General features: G+C 40.6%; 24 protein-coding genes. 16 read left to right on the forward strand and 8 right to left on the reverse strand.

Features of this window, described 5'->3' with window-relative positions; all coding sequences use genetic code 11:
• Positions 1–31: 31 nt before the first annotated feature.
• Entirely contained in the window at positions 32–568 is a 537-nt protein-coding gene (locus tag MKY17_RS03555) for a GDYXXLXY domain-containing protein (protein WP_098370587.1), read from the reverse strand.
• Positions 561–1,619 (reverse strand): DUF2157 domain-containing protein, encoded by a 1,059-nt coding sequence (locus tag MKY17_RS03560; protein WP_179891019.1) that lies wholly within the window; start codon positions 1,617–1,619, stop codon positions 561–563. Before MKY17_RS03560 ends, MKY17_RS03555 begins: the two co-directional genes overlap by 8 nt.
• Before the next feature lie 227 nt (positions 1,620–1,846).
• Here MKY17_RS03560 and MKY17_RS03565 point away from each other — a divergent pair, with 227 nt between their 5' ends.
• The 6 genes from MKY17_RS03565 to MKY17_RS03590 all read left to right on the forward strand — a co-directional run bounded on the left by MKY17_RS03565 (position 1,847) and on the right by MKY17_RS03590 (position 11,248).
• Positions 1,847–2,167, forward strand: a complete 321-nt coding sequence (locus tag MKY17_RS03565; RefSeq protein WP_098370589.1) for a PadR family transcriptional regulator — start codon at positions 1,847–1,849, stop codon at positions 2,165–2,167.
• Positions 2,164–2,718, forward strand: a complete 555-nt coding sequence (locus MKY17_RS03570) for a DUF1700 domain-containing protein (RefSeq protein WP_098370590.1) — start codon at positions 2,164–2,166, stop codon at positions 2,716–2,718. Before MKY17_RS03565 ends, MKY17_RS03570 begins: the two co-directional genes overlap by 4 nt.
• The gene (locus MKY17_RS03575) at positions 2,711–3,505 is read left to right on the forward strand and encodes a DUF4097 family beta strand repeat-containing protein (RefSeq protein WP_098370591.1); all 795 of its coding nucleotides are present in this window, start codon (positions 2,711–2,713) and stop codon (positions 3,503–3,505) included. Before MKY17_RS03570 ends, MKY17_RS03575 begins: the two co-directional genes overlap by 8 nt.
• Positions 3,506–3,902: 397 nt before the next feature.
• The gene (locus MKY17_RS03580) at positions 3,903–4,865 is read left to right on the forward strand and encodes a sensor domain-containing diguanylate cyclase (RefSeq protein ID WP_179891020.1); all 963 of its coding nucleotides are present in this window, start codon (positions 3,903–3,905) and stop codon (positions 4,863–4,865) included.
• Between the two features lie 334 nt (positions 4,866–5,199).
• Positions 5,200–6,405: an MFS transporter gene (locus MKY17_RS03585; protein ID WP_098370593.1), complete on the forward strand. Its 1,206-nt coding sequence runs from the start codon at positions 5,200–5,202 to the stop codon at positions 6,403–6,405.
• Positions 6,406–6,577: 172 nt separating this feature from the next.
• Positions 6,578–11,248, forward strand: coding sequence for a hypothetical protein (locus tag MKY17_RS03590; RefSeq protein WP_098370594.1), 4,671 nt, complete (start codon positions 6,578–6,580; stop codon positions 11,246–11,248).
• Between the two features lie 222 nt (positions 11,249–11,470).
• Here MKY17_RS03590 and MKY17_RS03595 read toward each other — a convergent pair whose 3' ends face one another.
• Positions 11,471–12,397 carry a hypothetical protein gene (locus tag MKY17_RS03595; RefSeq protein ID WP_098370595.1) on the reverse strand — a complete coding sequence of 309 codons (927 nt, stop codon included), beginning with the start codon at positions 12,395–12,397 and terminating at the stop codon, positions 11,471–11,473.
• Positions 12,398–12,646: 249 nt separating this feature from the next.
• On the opposite strand from MKY17_RS03595, the gene MKY17_RS03600 reads away from it, so the two are divergent.
• From MKY17_RS03600 to MKY17_RS03620, 5 genes are all read left to right on the forward strand, one after another.
• Complete coding sequence (locus tag MKY17_RS03600) at positions 12,647–12,877, forward strand: excisionase family DNA-binding protein (protein ID WP_098370596.1); 231 nt, start codon at positions 12,647–12,649, stop codon at positions 12,875–12,877.
• 221 nt (positions 12,878–13,098) lie between these two features.
• Positions 13,099–14,118, forward strand: a complete 1,020-nt coding sequence (locus MKY17_RS03605; protein ID WP_260398008.1) for an AI-2E family transporter — start codon at positions 13,099–13,101, stop codon at positions 14,116–14,118.
• 341 nt (positions 14,119–14,459) lie between these two features.
• Positions 14,460–15,281, forward strand: a complete 822-nt coding sequence (locus MKY17_RS03610) for a basic amino acid ABC transporter substrate-binding protein (RefSeq protein ID WP_098370597.1) — start codon at positions 14,460–14,462, stop codon at positions 15,279–15,281.
• 77 nt (positions 15,282–15,358) lie between these two features.
• The gene (locus MKY17_RS03615; protein WP_098370598.1) at positions 15,359–16,015 is read left to right on the forward strand and encodes an amino acid ABC transporter permease; all 657 of its coding nucleotides are present in this window, start codon (positions 15,359–15,361) and stop codon (positions 16,013–16,015) included.
• The gene (locus tag MKY17_RS03620; protein ID WP_048685484.1) at positions 16,012–16,734 is read left to right on the forward strand and encodes an amino acid ABC transporter ATP-binding protein; all 723 of its coding nucleotides are present in this window, start codon (positions 16,012–16,014) and stop codon (positions 16,732–16,734) included. The genes MKY17_RS03615 and MKY17_RS03620 overlap by 4 nt, the downstream gene beginning before the upstream one ends.
• A gap of 64 nt (positions 16,735–16,798) precedes the next feature.
• On the opposite strand, the gene MKY17_RS03625 is transcribed toward MKY17_RS03620, so the two are convergent.
• The 3 genes from MKY17_RS03625 to MKY17_RS03635 all read right to left on the reverse strand — a co-directional run bounded on the left by MKY17_RS03625 (position 16,799) and on the right by MKY17_RS03635 (position 18,808).
• Complete coding sequence (locus tag MKY17_RS03625; RefSeq protein WP_098370599.1) at positions 16,799–17,170, reverse strand: hypothetical protein; 372 nt, start codon at positions 17,168–17,170, stop codon at positions 16,799–16,801.
• Positions 17,171–17,332: 162 nt separating this feature from the next.
• The gene (locus MKY17_RS03630) at positions 17,333–18,214 is read right to left on the reverse strand and encodes a LysR family transcriptional regulator (protein ID WP_098370600.1); all 882 of its coding nucleotides are present in this window, start codon (positions 18,212–18,214) and stop codon (positions 17,333–17,335) included.
• 168 nt (positions 18,215–18,382) lie between these two features.
• Positions 18,383–18,808 (reverse strand): universal stress protein, encoded by a 426-nt coding sequence (locus tag MKY17_RS03635; protein WP_339201381.1) that lies wholly within the window; start codon positions 18,806–18,808, stop codon positions 18,383–18,385.
• A gap of 165 nt (positions 18,809–18,973) precedes the next feature.
• Between MKY17_RS03635 and MKY17_RS03640 the strand changes: the two genes are divergently transcribed.
• From MKY17_RS03640 to MKY17_RS03660, 5 genes are all read left to right on the forward strand, one after another.
• Positions 18,974–19,369 (forward strand): MerR family DNA-binding transcriptional regulator, encoded by a 396-nt coding sequence (locus tag MKY17_RS03640; protein ID WP_098370602.1) that lies wholly within the window; start codon positions 18,974–18,976, stop codon positions 19,367–19,369.
• Between the two features lie 74 nt (positions 19,370–19,443).
• Entirely contained in the window at positions 19,444–20,211 is a 768-nt protein-coding gene (locus MKY17_RS03645) for a 3-hydroxyacyl-CoA dehydrogenase (protein WP_098370603.1), read from the forward strand.
• 79 nt (positions 20,212–20,290) lie between these two features.
• Entirely contained in the window at positions 20,291–21,436 is a 1,146-nt protein-coding gene (locus MKY17_RS03650; RefSeq protein WP_098370604.1) for an acyl-CoA dehydrogenase family protein, read from the forward strand.
• 27 nt (positions 21,437–21,463) lie between these two features.
• Complete coding sequence (locus MKY17_RS03655; protein WP_098370605.1) at positions 21,464–22,615, forward strand: thiolase family protein; 1,152 nt, start codon at positions 21,464–21,466, stop codon at positions 22,613–22,615.
• Between the two features lie 132 nt (positions 22,616–22,747).
• Positions 22,748–24,328, forward strand: a complete 1,581-nt coding sequence (locus tag MKY17_RS03660) for a fatty acid--CoA ligase (protein ID WP_098370606.1) — start codon at positions 22,748–22,750, stop codon at positions 24,326–24,328.
• 409 nt (positions 24,329–24,737) lie between these two features.
• Here MKY17_RS03660 and MKY17_RS03665 read toward each other — a convergent pair whose 3' ends face one another.
• Entirely contained in the window at positions 24,738–24,920 is a 183-nt protein-coding gene (locus MKY17_RS03665) for a YfhD family protein (protein ID WP_034306455.1), read from the reverse strand.
• Between the two features lie 107 nt (positions 24,921–25,027).
• Positions 25,028–25,150 carry a YfhE family protein gene (locus MKY17_RS03670; RefSeq protein WP_081088510.1) on the reverse strand — a complete coding sequence of 41 codons (123 nt, stop codon included), beginning with the start codon at positions 25,148–25,150 and terminating at the stop codon, positions 25,028–25,030.
• Between the last annotated feature and the right edge of the window lie 45 nt (positions 25,151–25,195).

Consider the following 25,195-nt stretch of genomic DNA (forward strand, 5'->3'; position numbering starts at 1 on the left):
GCTCTTTTTGCTGGTCATATCCGGGGGTCATTCATTCAATGATGATATCGGTTAAAACAACGTTGCCATTACGAACTTTTACGACGGCCACTGAAGGATTAGCCAATGCGTCCTTCTCCATTTCCTTTGCCTTTTCTTCGGATGCGAAATAATTGTCCAGACCGTATCTGATCTGAATGGTTTTAGCATTTTGCAGGTCATATGGGATTTCCAATTCCCCTTTTAGGTAAACGCCTTTGCCGGGTTTTTCTTTCGTTACGTAATCGACACCGTATAGTCCATCAGTGTTTTGTTTTAAACGTACATATACCTTTTTATAATCACCCATATTTCTTGTATTGAACCCGGTTTTAATCGAGTCATCGACTTGTGACGGCTTAACTGATTCAATTTCGTATTTCAAAGCCACATAGCTTCCCCTAAACAAATCAGTCGGGTCGACCGGGGCTGTTTTGATCTTGATTACATCTCCTGTCATTGTTGTCCAGACCGGAGGAAATGCCAAGACTAACAGAATCAAGACTGGAATGGAAAATACGATGAGTGGCCGGAATGATGGATTACTCATTGAGTTCCCCTCCTTTTTTTCGTTGATTTTCAAAGAAGAAGCCAAAACCGATAAGCATGATTCCACCAATGATGAATGTAAGCGATTTTGGCAGGAAGTCAAAGGAGTAGATGTAATATCTGAAAATCAGTGCACATATTATTACGATGCTGGTCAAACTGCCTTTTAGAATGAGATAAAGCAGAAAAACGAAATAAGCTAAAGGAAACCAGATTGAAAAATCAAAGGTAAGGAAGAGTGCGGTAATACCATGTAAGATATGCCCTTGTATGTGTGTGATGTTCTGTAATTTTGCTCTTACCGGAATATAGGCAAGCACGATTCCCAATACAAACAGAATGGAAAGGACAATTGTATTCGAATTTTCAAAACCCAGCTTCGGCACGAATTCCATAAGAAATAAGGCAATTGTATTGATGGCTAAAGCGTTAATGAAAAAAGTCAAATATTTAGGGTAATCGAATTTCTTTAACAGAATGTATAAAGCCGGTAGAAATATAAGAATGGCAAGCGGATAAGACGTTTCATCAACGAATATACTTCCGTTAATATAAATGAAAAGCAGGAAAGATGTAAAAAGGAGAACAAAGACATCCTTCAAATAGTAACCAATGAATACCGTACCGATCGCCCATAATAAAAAGGAACTGTTGAAATTGATGCTGATGTTAAACATCTGCTCGATTAGAAAAATCCCTGCACCAAAAATCAGAATACCTGCATAATGCAGACTTCGTGACGTTTTGGGCAAGCGTGCCTGCACCTTCACGCCAGCAAAGTTCACTCCGATGAGGCATGCAATGATAAGCAGGAATTTAACCGCTTTACTTAAATAGATCCAGTTACTGGCTACGAAGGTCAATACGCCTAAACCTAAAAGAAGTGCCCCAATGGATAATAGAATAGTGATGAAGTTCAAATTACCTTTTACATCATAGGAACCTAACATCCTCACTTTCTCCTGCTGGGAGATGATTCCTTCCTTTTCAAGGTAATTAAATTCATGTTCAAGAAATTCGAATTGCTTTTTTGTTATTTCTTTGTTGGCCAAATTAACTCCTCCTTCCATATTTTACTATTATACATCGTATTCTCTTGCAGCTTTGAATATAATGTTAATTTTCTTCTACCCTAATAGGAATGCATATAGTACAAAAAAAACAGTACCTTGCAATGAACAGTACCATGTGGTAAATTATTTACATAAGATGTATTGTTCGGTGTTCAGTACTGTTTATTGAACTATACTAAAAGACTCTTGGAAGGAGTGATGGTGCTATGAATGTACAATTTAAGAAAGGTGTCCTGGAACTATGTGTCCTGGTCTTACTGGATAAGCAGGATCGCTATGGATATGAACTTGTGCAAAAGATTTCGGATCAAATTGAAATATCGGAAGGGTCGGTATATCCACTTTTACGTCGCTTGACGAAGGAGGAGTATTTTACGTCATATTTGCAAGAATCAACAGAAGGGCCTCCGCGCAAGTATTATAAGTTAACGGACAAAGGCCGGAGATACCTTCAAGAGCTGCTGACGGAATGGTATGAATTTTCCAATGGGGTCAATCAATTAATCAAGGAAGGTGTGAACCAATGAATAAAGAACAATTTTTAAAACAATTGAATGCCTCTTTAACCAGACTTACCTTAGAGGAACGGGAAGATATCCTTCAAGATTACGAAGAGTATTTCGAAATTGGAATGGAAGAAGGGAAGTCAGAGCAGGAAATCTCCAAATCCCTTGGGAATCCTAGACAGATTTCAAAGGAACTTATGGCATCCTATCATCTTGGTCAGGTCGAACAAACGACTTCTGCAGGTAATGTAATGCGGGCGGTTTGGGCAGTCATTGGTTTGGGATTCTTTAATTTAGTGATCGTTTTGGGACCATTTGTAGCATTGATCGGAGTTGTCATTGCAGGATGGGCTTCGGCGATCGCGTTCATTCTTGCTCCGTTTGGCGTTCTTTTTAACCTTGCCATAGGCAATTTTCAATTATTCGATCTTTTCTTCGCATTGGGACTATGCGGGATTGGCATTTTCATTGCCATGGGAATGTTTGCCGCTACGAATGCTTTAACTAAAGGATTTATTCGCTATTTAAAATTTAACGCTTCCCTTGTGAAAGGCGGTTTGAAAAATGATTAATGTAAAAAAAATATCGATCATTGCACTTGTATTGTTACTGGTCGGAGTAATAGGAAGTATGTTTACTTTTTCCCAAGTGACGAATAAGGAAACGACTACAGAGGAAAAAACGATTTCTGAAATCGTGACGGACATTCAGATCGACACTGACAATGCAGCTGTAGAAATTGTTCCAACGAAGGATAAGGAGACCAGGATAGAATTGGTTTCAAAAGGGATGGATGTTTCCAAGTTGGATTTCACTGCCGATGTGGAAGGGAAGAAGCTTTCGGTACAATTAAAAGATCGACGTACCTTTAGCTTTGGTTTTCATATTCAATCCTTACATTTAAAGGTGTATGTGCCTGATGAATCTTATAAATCCTTTGTCGTCGAATCCGATAATGGAAAATTGCAAATATCAGGATTGAAAAGTGAAAATCTGAATGTGAAATCTCAAAATGGCCGGGTAGAATTAAATGATATAATAACCGAAAAAGTTGAAGTGAAATCTGCTAATGGAAAAGTGGATCTTAATAATGTGGAGGGAAAACTGGTTGGGTCATCGAATAACGGTAAAATTACATTGGTCACGAAAGACTTGGATAGGGAGATCGACTTCGAAAGTAATAATGGTAAAATCATGATCAAAACGGAGAATGAACCGACAAATACAACTTTCGATGTTCATGTTGACAATGGGAGAGTGGATATCCTTGGTAAGTATGAGGGCGATACTGTCATTGGCAAAGGTGAAAACTTAGTGAAATTGGAAACGAATAATGGGAAAATCGAGATAACGAAATAGTGAAGCATGAAAAAGCCGATCCAATTGGGATCGGCTTTATTCAATTATGCGGCCATTTCATCTTCATGAGCAGCAGGTGTTTTATAATAATGCCAATTTAGAAATGAGCCATAAACAGAAGCCAATATTTGTTGGAACAAAGTACTGACCGGCTGGAGAGGAATAGACGAGTTTCCGATAATAAAGAAAATGCCAGTGGTTCTTCTGTTTTTCATTTTATCATAGAGTGGGTAATTTGCTGGAAGTGGTCCCCTTTCTAGGAATAGTTTTTCCTTTTAGTTGTTTAGAATTATAATATGGAAAGGATAATTATGTTAAAAGTAATGAGTGTAAGTCCGCCATCAAATCTAAGGAAAAGATTTTAATGAAAATGACTTCAAAGTATGGGGGCTGTAGAATGAAATTCAATAAGTTGTCATTAAATATATTTAAATGTATGATCTTCACTCGCAAGAAAAGGGAAAAGGACTATCTGAAGAAAGGATTCGAAGAGCAAAAAGAGGTTTTTAATATAGTGGAAAGTTCTAAGGATATTATCTACTGCTACGAATCAATCCCAAGTTCCAAGTTCAGGTATCTAAGTCCGTCCATCAATACACTACTAGGTCAAGGCGTCTTGGAAGAAGCCTATAATGACCCTTCCTCGCCTTTTGAAAGGATTCATCCTGATGACTTTGATATCCTAAATGAAAAGATATACGTTGGGATTGATTATACTAAGTCTGTCATTCAACGCTGGAGAGATATCGAGGGGAATTATTGGTGGTTCGAGGAATATGCTACACCTATATATGAAAAAGAGCAATTGGTAGCTGTTCAAGGAATCATTCGGAATATTGATGAAAGAGTGAGATTCATACAGGATATTGAGTATCAAATGTCCCATGACCCATTAACGAATATCCATAATCGACAGTTTTTCGATAAAATATCTGCCAAATCCAATCTTGATTTTGACACTCCGGTTGCCATGATATTGTGTGATCTAGATGAGCTGAAATTTATGAATGATACGTATGGTCATAAGAAAGGGGATGAATTGATTAAAGAAGCGGCCAATCTATTGAAACGGATTTTCTCGGACATCGCAGTTGTAGCGAGAGTAGGAGGAGATGAGTTTGCCATTCTGCTGATTGATAGAAGCAAGCGAGAAGTAGAATCTCTTTGTGAATTATTAAAGGAAGAAATCCTTCTGCAAAACTCCCTAAAAAAAGTCCCTCACATCAGTATGTCATTCGGGCATGCTTACCGTTCGCATTCCAAACGGAATATGGATAGCTTATTCATGGAAGCGGATCAAAAAATGTTTCAAGATAAACGGCGTAGAAAAGAACAGAAACTCGTTCGGGCGGGTAGATGAAAGATAAGGGATACAATAAGCTAGGGCAAGGGCAATACCACCATTCCTCACTAGCAGAATGGTTGATACCTGGGTGGTTTAATGGAATTTTGAAATAAAACAATTCGCTGTAAGAATGATGAATAGAAAGCCTGGCGAACTTAAATCGTTTTTTGCGTAAGGAAGGTAAGTGAACGGAAACGAACATATTGGCATTTCGATATGAAGGGGGAGCCCAGTGTCATACTGGGCTTTTATTTTTATATATATTTAGGTATACGAAATAAATCATTCGCTTATTTTAACCAATTTTAGTAAACTGGCAATGACTATTTTAATTAGAAGGTGAAGGGGTATGAGGGAAAGCTTAGTGGATGAACGGGTAAGAGGCACTGATAAAATCTGGACACGTGATTTCATCATGATCTGTTTGGCAAATATGTGCATCTTCATGGGGTTTCAAATGACGATGCCGACCCTCCCGCTGTTTGTTGAGCAGCTTGGCGGTGACGACCGCCTGGTGGGGGCTGTCCTTGGAATCTTCACTTTTTCGGCCTTGCTTGTTCGGCCAATTGCCGGCAGATTATTGGAGACGAAGGGAAGACGCATCGTTTTTTCTGCCGGGTTAGCCATTTTTGCATTGTCCGTGGGTTCATTCGGGTTTATGGGGAGCATCGGCCTGTTATTCATGATGCGGATTGTACAGGGCGTCGGATGGGGATTTTCTTCAACGGCATCAGGAACGATTGCTTCCGATATAATCCCTGCGAAACGGCGTGGCGAGGGGATGGGGTATTATGGATTATCGGGTAACTTAGCACTTGCATTCGGGCCATCATTGGGTCTTTTTCTAGTTACCGTCATTCCGTTTCAAGAGTTGTTTTTGATCTGTTCATTATTAGGTTTGTTTGCCATCATTGCAGCATCACTTATTCGGTATCAAAAAGTGGAAAGTGATCCTTCGGCGGCTGTCAGAGCCAAAAGGTTTGATATATATGAAAAAAGTGCTCTTCAGCCATCTTTGCTCATTTTCTTCATCTCCGTTACATTCGGTGGAATTGCAACCTTCCTTCCCTTATATACAGCGGAAAAAGGTGTAGATGGCATTCAGTGGTACTTTTTAGTATATGCAATGGCCCTCATGGTCACGAGATTATTCGCGGGTCGATTATATGACCGAAGGGGACATCGAGCCATATTCGTGCCTTCAACATTACTCATCATGGCTGGGATGCTGCTGCTTGCATGGATGCCGAGTGAAGCGGTCCTTTACATTGCGGCAGTGCTTTATGGATTTGGATTCGGTTCTGTCCAGCCAGCGCTGCAGGCATGGTCAATTGAAAAGACGGCACCCAATCGGAAGGCGATGGCGAATGCAACATACTTTTCATTTTTCGATCTTGGTGTGGGCATAGGTGCCATCGTGTTCGGGCAAATAAGCTTCCTCTTCGGTTATAGGAGCATCTATATCACGGCAGCCGCCTCGATTTTCATTTCAATGATCGTTTATTTGTGCATCATCAGGAGCGAGGATAAATTAAAATCAATGGAAAGACGTTGAATGGCTTCAATAGAAGTCATTCTTTTTTTGAGTCAGGAGGAACACCACTGGCTTCCTTGTTTTATCAGTGTATCATCCTTAATATATAAAAAATGGAAAAACTTTGTTATTATCGAAAAGAGAATATACATAAGATGATAGAAGGTCTATTTGAAGGAAGGGGAATCTTGGGATGAATGATTCTTCAAACGAAGAAATGACATTAGAAAGAAGGAAGCGTATTTTCCAAGAAGAACTGGATGTTTTATGGGAAAGGCGGCTCATCCCTAAATCAGAATATATACGGATTAGCAGGGCATACAATCGGCATTTCCAATTAGCCCTCCATAAACAAAAGCGCTTAGGGCATGAAAAAAAGAAATCCATCCAAGGACATGGAACGATTATCGGTGAAAGTGCCGAAGTGAGGGTACAAGATAGTCTGATTGAAGAATCTTCATTGAAATTACGTGAATCTAGTGGAGTGAAAGAAACGATAACGAAAGATGAGGAGACCACATATGAAACTAATGAATCAGCTTTCGAGGAAAGTCTTGAACCGGTCAAGGAGATCACTGATAGGAAACCTGTTATTCAAAAGCAGGCCATCAAGCGGGAGAAACAGGTAAAACCGGCAAAGCCGAAGAAAACACCTGAGCAAATCAGGGAACGGAATATCTCGGTCATCCTGCTCACCGGGGTCATATTGCTTCTGTTCGGCGGGTTGATTTTAGCAACTTCCTCTTGGGGGGATCTGAATGCGGTCCTGAAAGTTTTCTTCATTGGAATGGTATCCGTCATTTTTGCAGGAATGGCCTTCATCGCTTCGAAGCTGAAAATTGAACAGACAGCTTTTGCATTCCTGACGCTAGCGGGTTTATTCATTCCGATTACGATTTTATCAGCTTCATATTATCGGATTTTTGGAGAGTACCTTTCACTTAATGGTGGGGGGCGGGGGCTACTGGGGTTTCTTGGGGGATTACTTTGTTTAGCGATTTATTGTAAGATTGCTGACTACTTTAAGTCGAAAATATTCATTTTCATTTCGATATTCACGTTTGGCATTACCTGCTATTTCGGATTGGCCTTTGTGACGCCGACTATCGAGTGGATGTTTTTGGCGATTGGCATTCTTAATTTAATACTATTATGGAATATCGAGCAATTGAAAAATCAAAAAGCATTAACGTTATTCAAACCATTCATTTTTCAATTCATCCAGTTTAAGATCATCGTGGAAGCCTTTGTGATCCTGACGTTATTTTCAAGTAACTTGGTGTACTCGCTAACGTTGATGGTCTTTTCTGTGTTGTTTTTAATTTTTTCGGTCAAATTCCAAAAAAAATATTATGAAATGGCTTTTAGCGCCGTTTTCACGTATGGATATATCCATTTTGTTTTTAACTCATTTTTAAGTGAATACATGGTCATTGCTTTTGCACTTGTACCAATCATTTTTACTATGCTATCGAAATATCTGGCTAAATCTAAAATGACTAAGCTTTCCAAGAACTTCATGTTCACCAGTTTGATTGAGAGCGGTATCGTTTTCTTATATAGTAACGCGATGGTGTACCAGGAGAACTATGCGCAAATATTCATCGCGCTCATGATAGTATCCGCTCAGCTTGTCCATTTTTCCCTTCATTCGAGAAATCCAAGCTTCACGTACCCGGCTGTTGTTGTTTTCGACTTAGCGTTCCTGTATCTTTTCTTTGCTTTGCCAGTCTCTTTTTCTACCATTTTAAATCTTGTTTTCGTTCTTCAGGCCATTCAATATGTTGGAGTATATTTATATAACCGTCACCCAAGGTACAGCCTGTTTAAGAAGAGTATCTTACTTATCTCCCCAATGATCATGTTAGTGATACTGACCATTAAATTCAGCGAAATGGATTGGCTTGCAGTTAGTGCCGCGCTCGCCATGATCTCGGGGCTATTCTTAATCACATATATAAAAGACGAATCAAAGCATATGAAGGAAAACGCCATATACGGATTTCCAATCACTTTCGTACTGGCTTTGGTTGCTTTCTATCCATTTTTGTTGGAGAGTTTAGAGTGGGTCCGGTCAAATATAACGCTTAGCGTCTATTTAATGGGGGTTTCACTGATTTCCATCGGTGCAGCTTACACATTTAAAAAGGGTTATCATAAATTATTTCCTGTTTTTGCATATAGCGCACAGATACTCTCCTTCCTTTCCTTGGTATCGATTCCATTCGATTCACTGAAACCTTTGGAGGAAAGCGGAGTCATCGCCATAGCTACGGCAATAAACGGCTGGTCCGTCCATATACATCGGAAGCACATATTCTGGGTGCCTGTCGTGATTACAAGTGCCAGCCTATATGTTTCACTCTACGATGTTTTTGATTTGAGTTCAATGGTGTTGAAGATTGCGTTTGTGCTGCTAGGTCCTATTATCTTTTTCCTTTTGGGAGAATGGCTTGGGAAATATTCGGGGAAAGGGAAATTGTACTTCCAATATACAAGTCACTTTGCCAATTTGCTGGCGATTCCCGTTGGATATTTGCTCATTGTTAATACGGAAAGTTCACCGTTCCTATATGCTGCACAACTGTTGATTTATATTTTGAGTGCTTTAAGGGCACATGTGAAATGGGAAAAATACGTTTTTACGTACCTGGGGTTTTCAGCCCTTTTCCTGCAGGTCCATTTATTTTTTGCAAACGTGGGGCAAATAGAGTTCATTACATCAATATCCATGATGATAACAGCAGGACTCATAACCATTCTGTGGTCGGTTTCCAATAAGAATTGGAAAGGAATCATGGAGTATTATCTTATTCCATTCATTCATTTAGGGATAAGCATATCCATATTGGAAACGGCAATCCGGGATTTTCCGACTAACAGGGAACTGGTCTGGGTAGGAGTGATGACTGTACAGTTCTTATTTGCCTGGTATCTGCTCATGAAAAGGAATTGGCGGAACTATGTTGTGGTTCCTCTAAGCCTTGCGTTCATCTTCTATAATATGTATGTAAATACATTACCTTTGGTTATGGCGATTATCGTATTGCTTGTATGCATGACTGTGATGGTGATGGCTAGCAGACGCCATTTCAAAGGATTGGTCAACCAAGAGGGAACGAAGCGAGTAATTGATTATTATCGGATTTTTGGCTTGTTATATCTGTGCACTTTGAATCTGGAAGTGTTTATGAGCGATACAGGTTCTGCAATTTTGGGGATTTTTGTTTCCCTGTTGTTGCCTGGCTACTTCATCATTATGGGAAGATTCACGATCCATACGAAAGAAAAAAGCATTTATTCGGGAATAGCGGCCATCATCGGACTTTTCCCGTTTATCAATATCATGGACTTTGCCCATGCACTCTCAGTCGTCACGAGTTTGGCAGTTCTTTTTGGCTGTATGGCAGGAATGTTGTTGTTAAGCAGACTGTATTCCATATGGTTACTCAAGAAAAATGGATCAGGCATCATCAGCTTTGATCCTTTCAGGATCTATGGTTTATTCTTTTTGATCGATATGAATGTAGAGGTTTTTAATGGTACTAAACATCAGTTACTCCAAGTCTTTGTATCGCTTCTGTTAACCGCTTATTTCATTTTCCTGAGAAACTTGACAGCGGAAAAGCCAGAAAAGAAAATCTATTCCAATATTGCTGCTCTAGTCAGTCTGTATCCCTTCCTGAACATCGTCGGCTATGCCGACAGCCTATCGGTTGTAAAGGGATTGATGTTCCTTTTCGGCTGTATGTCAGGGATGCTGCTTTTAAGCCGGCGTTATTTCGATGGTTTAATCAAAAAGGAAGAAACAGGTATTACCATCGATGCATACAGGATATATGGCCTGCTGTTTTTACTTGCCATGAATAGGGGAATTCCAGTAACTGAAACATCAAGCCAGTTACTCCAGGTTGTCGTCTCGCTCTTGATCACGGTTTACTTCTTCTTGATTGGAACTTTCACAAAGGATGTAAAAGAAAAGGTCATCTACGTTTGGCTAACGGGAATTCTCAGTTTGTATCCGTATTGGATCATCATCATGTACGCGGACACATTACAGCCTTTCGTTGGAGCGGCATTCCTTTTTGGGTGTACGGCCATAATGGTGCTGCTAAGCAGGAAATTCTTTAAAGGCTTGCTTGATAAAGGCGGGGCAGGACTTCAATTGGATTTTTACAGAGTCTATGGTCTGCTGTTTCTTCTTGCCATGAACATGGATGTTTTGACGGGGGGACCAGCACATTTCATTTTGGAAATCTTCGTGGCACTTCTGATTCCGGCCTATTTCATTTTGATGAGAAGCACGACTACAGGGGTGCTGGAAAGAAAATCCCAGATGGCTGCAGCGATATTGTTCAGTTTATATCCGTATTGGGTCATTGTCGATCAGCTCACGATACCTGCTGTACTTGAGGAGGAGGTGAATATTCTGCCGCTGTTCATTGTCAGCACCACTCTGCTGAGGAAAATCTTTGTTAAAGGCAAAATCACACAATATATCGAAAGTGGTATTGTTTTCCTCTTGTTTTCAGCCTTGATCATTGATGCAATGGCAGGAAACACCTTATATGATGCGCTCATTATCGGCACGGTGTCATTGGCAGCAATGCTCTTTGGATTCATGATGAAATACAAATCCTATTTTATCGCTGGAACCGGGACCATTTTATTCAATGTCTATATGAATACCAATTCGATGTGGGGCGAGATGCCATGGTGGCTGTATTTAATCATCGGCGGAGGGCTGCTTATCGGAATTGCATCTTTCTTTGAATGGAAAAAACAAAAAGACAACCGGACATCGAAGGAGGTACTTGAGAAAAATAAACAAAGGATAAAGAATTGGTTCAATCGGTGGAATTAATGAAGAAGGAATGAAATGCGTCAGATACCCAATCTCTTAACCTTGGACGAAAATTCAAAGGAAATCTCAAAAAGGGTTCGGAATTTATAAATTCCGAACCCTTTTTGTCTACAAACTGAGAGCACTTAAAAGCTATATTTTTGATTGAGTAACAAACTTAGCTTCATCAATCCATTATCAAGTTTATATGCTTGTGGATACAAACTGAAACGCTTTAGAAGCTCAAGACGAACAAGAACTGCATGAAGAACAGCTTGAAGAGGAATCAGAACTGCTGTCATGGGAACCGTTATGACCACCATGATCGGCATGGCCGGATCCAGAGGAAACTGTGTTCGATTCATTCCCGAAAATATCTTTAAATTCACTGTCAAAATCATCGGTGCTTGCATAAGTGAAATAAGCAGGAGCTGCGTAGTCCGTCTGGTCGTACGTTTTCCGCCAATTCAATTCTGTCATGGGGCGATTTTCTTTAAATTGGGATGTGAAAGATTCAAAGGTCCGTTCGGCTTGCTTACTTGTCGGTTTCCGCATATATTTCTCTTTTAACTGCTCCAGCTCCAACGTTTCAAAATCGCGGAGAAGCGTTTGCCCTTTATCATGTTTGAAAAATTTGCCCCATTTTTGAATGGAATGGGAATCCACGGTAAATAGCTGTACATAGTAAAAGTCAAAAAGAGTGCGCTCATCGGGTTTGAAAACAGGTTCTGAATGAGGATGGTGCTGAATGGCCCTACCGATGAAATCCTGGCAAAACTCATCATATTCCCGTCTATATTTCAGCATGATATGCCACAACTCATCGATGACTGAATTAAACATTTCAACTTTTCCAAACACTGCAGCCATAATCAAGTAGCGTTTCAATTCTCGCCATGCCTGATTGACCTTTATCTGTGAGTCCCGTGGATGCTTCAGGCGGAATTCAACATTGACCTTTTCCATATAATTGAAATCCAGTGCTTTATTAAGCTTTTCTATCAATGCTTCTGAAACGATTTCCGTTGCATGCAGATCTAAAGTTTCAGCATGGTATTTACGAAATTCATTTTGATAGCGTTCTAATTTAGCCGGTTCACTTAGCCCTTTAACGAAATTGACCAGTAAAACAGCAAAAATTACCGCAAGAATGACATAAAAGAAAGTCATTTTGTCCACTCCTCTAAATATATCGATATATTACTTTAACATTATCTTACATGTTGTTGGAAGTGATTGTAAGTTTTTTTAGTCAAAATGTTCCATTTACGGAACTCGATTAAGCTGTTGAGGTTGCATGCCAAAACCCTGTAAATGTTTCGTCCCTTGCTTGTCATGCAAGGGATTTTCAATCAAAAACCAAGCACTTCAAATAATGCCTCATATCTAGTATAGTTAGAGAGGAAAAGGGGTGAAGGCATGTACTTGACAGTAAAAGAGACTGCGGAATATCTATCGATGCCGGAATCTTATATAGAAAGTTTGATCGTTCAAAATAAAATTCGTACCGTTCATGATGGTGAGCAGCATTTGATTTTTAAAGATCAGTTTAATATGCATCTTGAACAGATGGAGAAGTATAAGAGGGATTTAGCGGATTATTATAACGAACCCATCCCCGAAGATATCGATGTGAAGGATGAAGATTAGCATCTGCCGATTTGGCAGATGTTTTTTCATGCAGAAATGGCTTGGGATAAAAGATTGAATTTTACGAAAAATTCTTAACGGCGTCTCCACCATGAGTTTTACTGATCATTCAAATAATTTTCTTGTCAATGGAAGGTAATTGTAGTAGAATTCCTCAATTACGTGTAAAATGAAAGGTAGAAGGAATTATCACGGCAGAATGGTAGTTAGGAGATAGGTAAGTGGTAAAAGAGTATTTGCAAAGCGAAGGTTTTTCAAGGTTAATTACATTAATTGTGTTAGTCCTCTTTTTAATTAGCATCGGTAGTATGGTTAATATCGTGTTATTCACATTTGTTTTCACTTTCCTGATGGGAAGGCTGGAGCAAATTATCATGATTCGGCTGAATAAAGTGATGCATATCAATTCTAAGGTTGTTATAAGCTTTTTATATGCAGTCGTCATTTCTTGTTTAGCCATCGTTCTTTATAAATATCTACCGGTCATTACGCTACAATTCACGGAATTAGTGACACAGATCGTTTTCTTCTTTCAACATCCACCAGATAGTAGGGTCATTCAATATGCCATTAATATAATGAACGAGCTGAAATCTCCGCTCGATCTTCAAACTCAGATGAATACACTCTATCTTTATATATCCGATTTCGGTAAACTGGCATTTCAAATTTTCATTTCCATGTTGCTCAGTCTATTTTTCTTATTGGAAAAAGATAAAATCATTCGCTTCACTTCTAAATTCAAGCGGGCCAAATTTAAATCTTTCTTTATAAACTTAAGCCACTTTGGCGTCAAATTCATCAATTCATTCGGAAAGGTGATTGAGGTCCAGTTCTTGATAGCCATTACGAATGCCGTCCTATCGGTAACTTTCTTATGGATCCTTGGCTTCCCGCAGTTGCTCGGTCTAGGGATCATGATTTTCTTCCTGGGTTTGATTCCGGTTGCAGGAGTCATCATATCCCTCATTCCACTTAGCATGATTGCCTATAGCATTGGCGGCATGCCCAAAGTGATTGCTGTATTAATCATGATTGTTGTGATCCATGCAATTGAAAGCTATATTTTAAATCCGAAATTCATGTCGGCAAAAACAAATCTTCCAACATTTTTCACCTTCATCATCCTATTGTTTTCCGAGCATTTCCTTGGGATATGGGGATTGATCATCGGGATACCGATCTTCATCTTCCTGTTGGATATGTTGGATATTGAAGAGGGGAATATGGAAGTCCGATAATAATCATTCGAGCAGCGGCCACGCTAATATGGCCGCTGCTTATTTTTGTTCAATTAAACCTTTTGAAAGATGGCGCTAACTGTTTTCAATATAATATCCATTAATTCGAGTAAAGGGGAAAAGGGTGCAACTTTCCCTATTAGTGCATAGTTGCGTTTTTGATTTACCGAGTTAATTGATTAAAATTTTATTTTACTAAAGTTATTTATCGACTTTTTATTGCATAAAAAAACAAATAAACGTATAATATTCTTACAAGAATATACTGAATGTTCTCTAAAGTTAGATTTATCTGTTTTTTTAAAAAAAAGAGAGTTTACGAGAGAGAAGAGGGGATTATTTTGAAAAAGGTTTCTTTTTTAGTGTTTGCCATGGTTGCTTCTTTGTTACTAGTCTTGACAGGATGCGGGAAGGATAAGGAAGTCTCGACAACTGGTAAAGAAGAAGAGTCCAATGGGAAAACACTCAGGATCGTGACGGACGCCAACTATGCTCCATTTGAATATCTTGAAGGAGATAAGATTGTAGGATTCGATGTTGATTTCATCAATGCCGTTGCAAAAGAAGCGGGTTATGAAGTTAAAGTGGAAACTGTTGGTTGGGATCCGATTTTTGTTGAAATCGAAGGTAAGAGAGCGGATGTCGCCATATCTGCGATTACAGTGAATGACGAAAGAAAACAATCTTATGACTTCTCTGTTCCGTATTTCTTATCCACAAACAAGATTCTCGTTCCTGAGAATAGTGATATAAAATCAGGAGATGAATTGAAAGGAAACGTCATTGCCGTACAGACTGGTACTACTGGACAGGAAGCGGTAGAGAAACTTCTTGGAAAGAATCACAAGGATATCAAAAAATTCGAAAACAATAACCTGGCCATTCAGGAATTACTAAAAGGCGGAGCTTCGGCTGTCGTAGCTGATAATACGGTTGTTGAAGAATATGTGAAAAATAACCCCGATCAAAAACTGAAAGTCGTTGAAGACAGCAAAAGCTTCAATGAGGAGTTTTATGGTCTTATGTTCCCAAAAGGCAGTGAATTGAAACCGGAGTTCGATAAAGCCGTGAATGCCATTTATGAAAATGGGAAATATGCAGAAATCTATAAAGAGTGGTTTGGTACTGATCCAGATATTGAAACGTTGAAAGCACAACAATAAAAAAAAGGGATAGTAAAAGATTGCGTAACTTTACGTGTGAAGTTACGCAGTTTTTTTGGTCTTAGGAGGGAAACAAAATGAGTTTTCGCTGGGATATTATTTTTGAATATGCTCCTTTCTTATTAAAAGGAACGTTGCTTACAATAGGGCTGTCGGTTTCCTCCATTCTCATCGGAACTTTTTTGGGGTTATTTATCGGTTTAGGGAAACTCATGAGAAACAAAGTGCTTGCCTTTCCATTTTACTGTTATGTCACGGTTTTTCGCGGAACACCGCTTTTAGTTCAAATCTTTTTAATCCATTTTGGAATTGTGCCCTTTTTCACTGGGGAAACGAATGCAGTAACTGCAGGTGTCATTGCTTTATCTTTAAATGCAGCCGCATATATTGCCGAAATTTTCCGGGCGGGCATTCAATCCATCGATAAAGGGCAAATGGAAGGGGCGCGTTCATTGGGAATGACCCATATCCAAACAATGATGCATGTTGTATTGCCCCAAGCTTTCAAACGAATGATTCCTCCGTTAGGAAATGAATTCATTGTATTATTGAAGGATTCATCCCTGCTTTGTGTCATTGCTGCCCCGGAATTGATGTACTGGGGGAAAGCGATGGGGAGTCAGTACTTTAAAGTGTGGGAGCCATACTTGGCGTGTGCCTTCATCTATTTATTCCTGACCCTCATTTTAAGTTTCGTATTAAATAGACTCGAAAGAAGGTTGAAAACAGAATGATCAAAGTGGAGAATCTAAAGAAGTCATTTGGCGAAAATGATGTATTGAAAAATATCAATGCAATCGTTTCCCCTCGGGAAGTAGTCGTGGTGATTGGTCCTTCTGGGTCGGGTAAATCCACTTTCCTCAGGTGTATCAATCAACTTGAAACGATAACGGGGGGCCATATTTTCATTGAAGGGCTTGATACGACAGACAAGAAGGTCAATATCAATAAAGTCCGGACGGAAGTTGGCATGGTATTTCAGCATTTTAACTTATTTCCACATAAGACTGTTCTTGAGAATATAATGCTTGCGCCTATAAAGGTCCGCAAGATCTCCAAAGAACAGGCTTCCCAAAGAGGGATGGAGCTACTTAAGAAAGTGGGACTTGCCGAGAAAGCGAACGCATATCCGGATTCATTATCGGGGGGACAAAAGCAACGCGTCGCAATTGCCAGGGCGTTGGCGATGGAACCCAAAATCATGCTATTCGACGAGCCGACTTCCGCTCTAGATCCGGAAATGGTCGGTGAAGTTCTTGAGGTCATGAAGCAACTGGCTAAGGAAGGCATGACCATGGTTGTTGTGACCCATGAGATGGGGTTTGCAAAAGAAGTTGGAGATCGCGTGATTTTCATGGACGAAGGTTATATTATTGAAGAAAATATTCCAAGTGAGATTTTTAATAATCCCCAGCAGGAAAGAACTAAAGCCTTTTTGAGTAAAGTGCTTTAATTACACGTAAAGAAAAAAACCTTCCATTAAGGGAGGTTTTTTTTTCGGGGCATATCAGGGGGCTTCATTTGATATATGAAGCGCCTAAAAGCGATTCAGGGCTTTTACCGAGCACGAGCATACTGATTTTGGCATATCCAATATTTTTAATTTGGGAGAAGGTCTGAAGTAATACCTGGATATTCGGATCATCCTTTAACTTTTGAACTTCCTCTATATATAATCCGATAACGGAGGGCATAACGAATTCAGGGGTGTATTCGTCAGGGTTTTCATCCATGATTAATGTGCCCATAAATTGATATTTAAATTGAAGAGCCCGTGTTAAGGCAACGACATGGAGCAGTTTATTAAATAGTTCGGGGTATGAATATTTAATCTTTTCCAGAGCTGCTTCTGTTGCCTGTAACTCATCGACACTAGATAAAGTGATCATGAATATCTCCTTTTTAGAATATATTGAATCCATCAGCATTTACCGTGCTTTTTACTTATACTAGTCTACCCCCGCCGTAACGCCTTGTAAAATGGTTAGATGTTATCATGTGCATAACCCAAATCTATGATAGTGCTTACATCAATGATGCTGGATAATTCACTACTTATGAGACAACGCTTCCCTCGTATATTTCAGCCATTCTTTTGCAGCGTATGAAAGGTAATGGTCCTTACTCCATATAAATCCCAAATTCCAACTGATGGAGGGGTTTTTAACCTTGATTGTCTTTACGCGCTCATCATGACGGCATAAACTTTCCGGTAATAGAGCAACGCCAAGTTTACAGTAGACCATTTCCTCAATAAAATCCCAGCGTGAGCTTTCAGTAACGATATGTGGAGAAAAACCAGCTTCATTACAGGATGAAATGATGAGATCACGAAGGACGTAATCTTTATTGAATAAGATGAAAGATTCGTTTTCCAAGTCGGCCAAATCGATTTCTTCCTTATAAGCATGCGGATGGGTGGGATGAACAATCAAGTTGATGTCTTCTTCCAAAAAAGCAAAATGATGAAAATGTGCGGTGTTGGTTGGCAGGACTATTACTCCTATATCAATTAAGTCATTTTGGACGGATTCTTCTATTTTCTTTGAACCATCCTCTACTAATTGAAAGGTAATATTGGGATAGTCCTCGTGAAAACGGCTAAGAATTCGGGGGAAGAAAGAAGCGTCGATGATCGGCGGCAGCCCGATGCGTATATGTCCCTTTTTTAAACCTAATAAATTGTCCATTTCCGTTTCTAAATTGTGAAAGGCCTTATCAATCAATTTTGCCTGCTCTAAGACAACCCTGCCTGCATCGGTCAAGATCAGTTGCTTACGTGAACGATCAAAAAGCTCAACACCTAGCTCGGTTTCCAGGTTTTTAATCATTTTGCTGATGGTCGGCTGGGTAATGAATAGATGGTCGGCAGCACGAGTGAAGCTATTGAAATTGGTTACCTCTATAAAGTATTGCAAATGTTTAATATCCATTGCGTCACCTGTTATCCTCGTTTAAAATTAGTTTCATTTTACCCGTAAACGGAAGTGTTTGTAAAACATGATAAGCTATGCTGGGGTTTCATGCACGCATAAATAAGCTGGACTCCAAAGGGGGAACCCAGCTTATGAAAGGGCTGGCAAGAGTATCTGCCGTAAATTTTATTTGACCAACAAGACGGGCACTGGGGAATGTTGAACGATGTAGTGGCTCACGCTGCCTAAGAATTCCTTGAAACCACTCAATCCGCGGCTGCCCATGATGATAAGATCACAATTCTGGGATTTTGCATGTTCCAATAAAGTCGTGATGGCTGAACCCTCTACGACAAATGTCTGGGATGCATTCGGGATTTCGGATAAAAGCGCTTCCGCTTTTTTAATCACTTCCTTGCCATATTTGAGCATGGATTCTTCGATTTCCTGAAAGGCATTGCCATATATATTTGGTTTGATCGGCAGCGTTACAGCGTGAAGTATCTGGATTTCTATAGCGGGATCCAGGTTCGCTAATTCAATCGCTTTTTCTAAAGATTTAAGAGCCAATTCAGATTCATCATAAGCAACTAATATTTTTGAACATAGCATTGATCGATCATTCCCTTCTTTTAAAAGAATATACCCATAGTATATCAATATAAATCTTTCATGCAGTTTTATATATTATAAATTTTGTGAATATTTATTGAAGTTTACGTTAACGTCAATGTTAAAATAAAGGTAAATAATCCCTTTGTAAAGTGTGGTTTTAACATGTACACCATTTCTGAGTTAGCAAAAGAATTCGGATTGACGACAAGGACCCTCCGATATTATGAGGAACTGGGTATGCTTAGGCCAAAGCGTACTGAATCGGGAAAAAGAGTTTATGGAAAGAAAGAATATGCACAGCTCAAAATCATAATGCGCGGTAAGAAATATGGTTTTTCGTTAGTGGAAATAAAGGATATAGTCCTTTTATTCGATAAGGATAGGACAGGCATTAAGCAATTGGAAAAAACGATTGAAACTGCAGGACAGAAATTAAACGAAATTAATGAACGCATTAAAGAGCTGGATGGGTTGAAGCAGGATTTTGAACAGGTAATCAAAGGCTTTACCGAAACCCTTCATGACTTGAAAGTGAACGATGAAACAGGCAAGCGGTGAAATTAATCTTGAAAATAGGTTTTGATGATAGTGAGAGATGAATATATATTCTAGAAAACAAATGGGGTGGGAATTTGGAAATTCAAGAAACCATTGCAGTTGTGACAGGCGGGGCTTCTGGTCTGGGAGCTGCGACAGTAAGAAACATCATTAAAAAAGGTGGAAAAGCGGTCATATTTGACCTCTCGGAAGAAAACGGCACTAAAATGGCTCAGGAATTGGGAGATTCAGTGCTGTTTATTAAAACGGATGTAACTAGTGAGGAAAGCGTATCGGTAGCATTGGATGAAGGAATGAAAAAATTCGGGAGCATCAATACGGTCATCAACTGTGCAGGCATTGCGATTGCAGAGAAGGTCATAGGCAGAAAAGGTATACATGAATTGAAAGCGTTCTCAAATGTCGTGCAGATCAATTTGATCGGTACGTTTAACGTAATCCGGCTTGCGGCGGAAAAAATGGTCGAAAATGAACCGAACCAAGAGGGGGAGCGTGGGGTCATTATCAATACAGCTTCGGTAGCTGCCTTTGAAGGACAAATCGGACAAGCCGCATATAGTGCCTCTAAGGGGGGGATTGTTGCTATGACTTTGCCGATCGCAAGGGAACTTGCCACTAAAGGGATACGTGTCGTATCGATTGCACCCGGTCTATTCCATACTCCGATGTTTGATTCATTGCCTGAAGAAGCTAGGACGTCATTAGGTAAAACCGTGCCATTCCCACCAAGGCTCGGGTATCCCGAAGAGTACGCTAAACTAACGGAAAGCATCATAACGAATCCAATGCTGAATGGGGAAACCATCAGACTTGATGGGGCCATTAGAATGTCACCCAGGTAAGTTGTTAATTCCTTCAGGGCAATCCATGTAAATCTGGAAAAAGAGCCTCGGACAAAGAAATGGAGAGGAGAGAAAACAGATGAAGCATCCATACCTAAGTGAAGATCATGAAATTTTCCGTAAGTCATTCCGAAAGTTTTTAGAGAAAGAAGCAGTTCCCAACTATGAACGATGGGAAGAAGAGAGGATAATTCCCCGGTCATTCTGGGTGAAAATGGGGGAACAGGGTTTTTTATGTCCGGACCTTGGTGAAGATTATGGGGGTTCCGGGGTAGATTGGGGCTTTGCTGTCATAATTAATGAAGAATTGGAAAGAGTCGGTTCTGGTTTCATTGGTTTCGGACTTCACAGTGACATCACCGTTCCGTATATTTCCGCATACGGAAATGAGTCGCAGAAACAGCGCTGGCTACCTAAATGCACGACAGGGGAAATCATTACAGCCATTGCCATGACAGAGCCTGGCACAGGTTCGGATTTGGCCAATATTAAAACGACTGCCATTTTGGATGGAGATCATTACATATTAAATGGCCAAAAGACATTCATCACAAATGGCATTCATTCGGATTTGGTCATCGTTGCCTGTAAAACGGATCCAAGTGCCGTTCCGAAACATAAAGGTGTTAGCTTAGTCGTGGTCGAAAGGGATACACCCGGATTTTCCAGGGGGCGAAAACTGAAGAAACTTGGCTTGCACTGTCAGGATACAGCAGAACTCATCTTCGAGGATTGCCGTATTCCTAAGGAAAACCTGCTTGGTGAAGAAGGCAAGGGGTTTACTTACTTAATGGAAAAACTGCAGCAGGAACGCCTTGTGGTAGCAATTTGTGCTCAAACCGCATCTGAGGATATGCTGGCCGATACGATTGAGTACGTGAAGGGCAGGGAAGCGTTCGGAAAATCCGTAAGTCAGTTTCAAAATACCCAATTCAAAATCGCGGAAATGGCAACGGAAATCAAAATGGGGCGTGCCTTCCTAGAGCAATTGATCGCCAAACATATGGCTGGTGAACAGGTTGTAACGGAAGTTTCGATGGCAAAATGGCGTTTGACGGAGACTGCCAGAAAAATATCCATTGAATGCATGCAGCTCCATGGCGGCTATGGATTTATGGAGGAATACAAGATTGCCAGAAGGTATCGGGATGTTCCGGTAGCAAGCATCTATGCCGGGACAAATGAAATCATGAAGAAAATCATCGCTAAGAATCTGGGTCTATAATAATAGGATGAGAAGGGGAGAGAGTATATGCGGGAAGTGGTTATCGTTGAAGGGATCCGCACGCCAGTAGGCAGAAGGAACGGTGTCTTGAAAGACGTTCGCCCAGATGATCTGGCAGGGGAAGTATTGAAGAAGCTGATTGAAAAGGCAGGCATCGATCCTGCTATTGTCGATGATGTCATTTTAGGTTGTGTTTCACAGTCGGGCGAACAGGCCGGTGATATAGCAAGGGTTGCTGCACTGATTGCTGGATTTCCGATTGAAGTTCCGGGAACGACGATTGACCGTCAATGCGGATCAAGTCAGCAGGCAGTCCATTTCGCTTCCCAGGCCATCTTGTCAGGTGATATGGATGTGGTAGTGGCCGGTGGTGTGGAAAACATGTCACGAGTTCCCATGGGGTCTAATTATCAAGGTGCTGTAACAAGCCAAAAGTATATGGACTCGTATGAGGTGATCAACCAAGGTTTGTCAGCTGAGAGAATCGCCGATAAGTGGGGAATAACACGGGAAGATTGTGATCAGTTTTCCGTTGAGAGTCATGCCAAGGCAATACGTGCTCAAAAAGAAGGGCATTTTTTCCGTGAAATGATATCAGTAACGGGTACTGATAAAGAAGGAAATCAAATCGAAGTTACGGAAGATCAAGGCCCAAGGGATGGAACTACGCTTGAAGTACTTGCTGGATTGAAACCGGTTTTTCAAGAAGGCGGTTTAATCCATGCAGGGAACTCAAGTCAGATCAGTGACGGTGCTGCCGCTTTATTATTGATGGAACGCAGTAAAGCCGAAGAACTTGGAGTGAAACCGCGCTTTAAAGTGCATACACGGGTTGTTGTCGGGTCAGATCCTACCCTGATGCTTACGGGACCGATTCCCGCCACCCAAAAAGCTTTGGAAAAAGCAGGTCTTACAATTGATGATATCGATATCTTTGAAGTGAATGAGGCTTTCGCTCCTGTACCGATTGCCTGGCTAAAAGAAACGGGGGCAGACCCCCAAAAGCTGAATCCAAATGGCGGGGCGATTGCCTTGGGTCATCCTCTTGGCGGAAGTGGGGCCCGATTGATGGTGTCGATGATCCATGAGTTAGAAAGGACGGGCGGCCGTTATGGGCTGCAAACAATGTGTGAAGGCCACGGCATGGCAAATGCAACCATCATTGAAAGATTGGACTGAAGCCGGACTATCCATTTATGAACATTCATAATTCGCACGAAAGTAAAAGCTGAAAAAGGGATGAAGCCGACCATCTGCAGGCTTTGCCTGAACTCTTCCTGTTGATGGTGGTTACTTGAGGAGGAACATGATATGTCAGTAACGATTAAAAATATCTTTGATCAGACGGTTCAGAAATTTCCCATTAAAGAAGCTATATACGACGTGAGAAGAAATATCCGCTATACGTACATTCAATGGAATGAGCAGGTGAATAGGTTGGCGGCGGCCCTTCAAGCGGAAGGGGTGCGAAAAGGGGACAGGGTCTCTACGTACCTTTACAACAATGAAGAGCTTGCAACAGCATTCTTTGCCTGTGCAAAAATCGGTGCAATCTTTAACCCGATCAACTTCCGTTTAATGCCGGAAGAGTTGGCCTTCATCTTGAACGACGCTGCTCCAAAGATCGTTTTATTCGAACACGAATTGGAATCGAACGTTGCCGCGGTTGAAAAACGATTTCCGACAACGGCTTTTTGGTATATAGATGATGATGTGCCTGGATATGCAAAAGGTTACCGCCAGAAAATGGCCAGTATTTCATCGAAGCCAGATGAAGTGGACGTTCACGAAGATGATGTCTATGCCATCATGTATACGAGCGGGACAACCGGACGCCCCAAAGGGGTCATTCACCTTCATAAAGACATGGTCAAACAGGCCGAGATTTTAAAAGAGGCCATGAAGTATGAACGCTCTGATATCGGTTTGATCACTGCGCCGATGTTTCATTGTGCTGAATTGCACTGTTCCTTTTTACCTCGCATACAGGTCGGTGCCGCAAATGTCATATTACATCAGTTTAATCCCAAAAAGGTCATGGAACTGATTGAATCCGAAGGAGTCACCAAGTTTTTTGCTGCACCTACGATGTGGAACATGCTCATCCAGGAAAACTTGGATGAGTACAAATTCCAGAGTTTGAAGCTTGGGCTTTATGGAGCAGCCCCGATGGCTCCAACACTTGTACGTGCCTGTCAGGAAAAACTCGGCATCCAGTTCATCCAAGCTTATGGAATGACTGAAATGGGTCCCGCCATCACTCTCCTATTGGAGGAAGATCAAATTAGGAAAGCGGGTTCTGCCGGCAAGGCATGTTCCGATCATGAAATCATCATTGCCCGTCCGAATGACGAAGGGCCATCGGATCCCGAGGATAGGATGGAACCTGGGGAAACAGGGGAAATCCTTGTGAAGGGTCCGTGTATCATGAAGGGTTACTTTCAAAAAGATAGAGAGACCGAAAAGGCGCTTTACAAAGGCTGGTACCATTCCGGTGACATCGGTTTCCTGGATGAAGATGGATATCTGTGGGTCAAGGACCGGGTGGACGACATGATTATTTCTGGAGGGGAAAATATTTATCCACGTGAAGTGGAAGATACACTATATGAACACCAAGGAGTTCTCGACTGTGCAGTACTGGGTCAGCCGGATGAACAATGGGGGGAAATAGTGACGGCCTTCATCGTAGCCAAAGACCCTTCGCTAGCGGAAACAGATTTAGAAACCTGGTGTAAAAACAGTGTTACACTAGCGAACTATAAACGTCCAAGAAGATATATCTTCTGTAATGAGCTGCCCCGAAACGCAAGCGGGAAGATACAAAAATTCTTGCTTCGTAAACAGTTGGAAGATAATGTTGATGGTAAAAGTTTGGGGAACCTTCTTTAATGCCGGGGTCAGTAGCGGATAAAACCACTGACAAGTTAGGGTGGAAAAGCCATATAGTATTGCTTCGCATGCGATAATACTTGGAAGGAAGAAATTTAATAAAGACCGTAAAAGATATAGATGAACTATTATATAAATAATAATCCTGTGGAACAAATCAAGAAGAGAGAATAGTTATCCACAACAAAAATGCAGCGTGATTAGCATAACATCCCTTTTATCCACATAATCCACAGGGTTATCCAGAAATAACATTATTTTCATGTTAATAAGGTGAGTTATTGTACTTATAGTTTGTCAGTATTTTCAGAATATATCCACAATATACACAGGGTTGTGGATAAGCTATGTAAATAAAGAAAACACAAGGGGCTGATTTACTCCCCCTTGGTTTGGTTTATCCTGCTTATTAACGGCGATTATGAGCACGGCGGTCAGCCGCATTGGCCCGGGCTTGTGCCTCGATGTCTTCCTGGTCAGCCAGTTCGGAAGAATATTCAACGTCAAGTCCGTCACTTTTCAGGTTTTTAGGAACCTGAGGAAGTTTTTGTTTGTTCTTATCTCGATTATGGTGTATGTTATTTCGTCCCATGTTAGCGCCCCCTAGAATAAAAAATAAGCTGGAGATGAATTCACTAATCATCTCCAGCTTATTTTGTGTTGAGTGGCTGTTCAAAATGTACGGGAAAAAACTCCAAACTAACGACGGGATTTCTTCTCGGTATATCCACCAGCTCGATCTGCTTTTTTAAATTCGCGAGCATAAAGAATCGCTTGGGTACTAGTTAAGTTACTTTTCTCTTTATCGTGTTTTTTGAGCAATTAGATCATCTCCATTTCACTTAATATCCCTATTTTTTCCTAAAA

The organism is Peribacillus sp. FSL P2-0133 (genome assembly GCF_037975445.1).
GTDB classification, from domain to species: domain Bacteria; phylum Bacillota; class Bacilli; order Bacillales; family DSM-1321; genus Peribacillus; species Peribacillus simplex_E.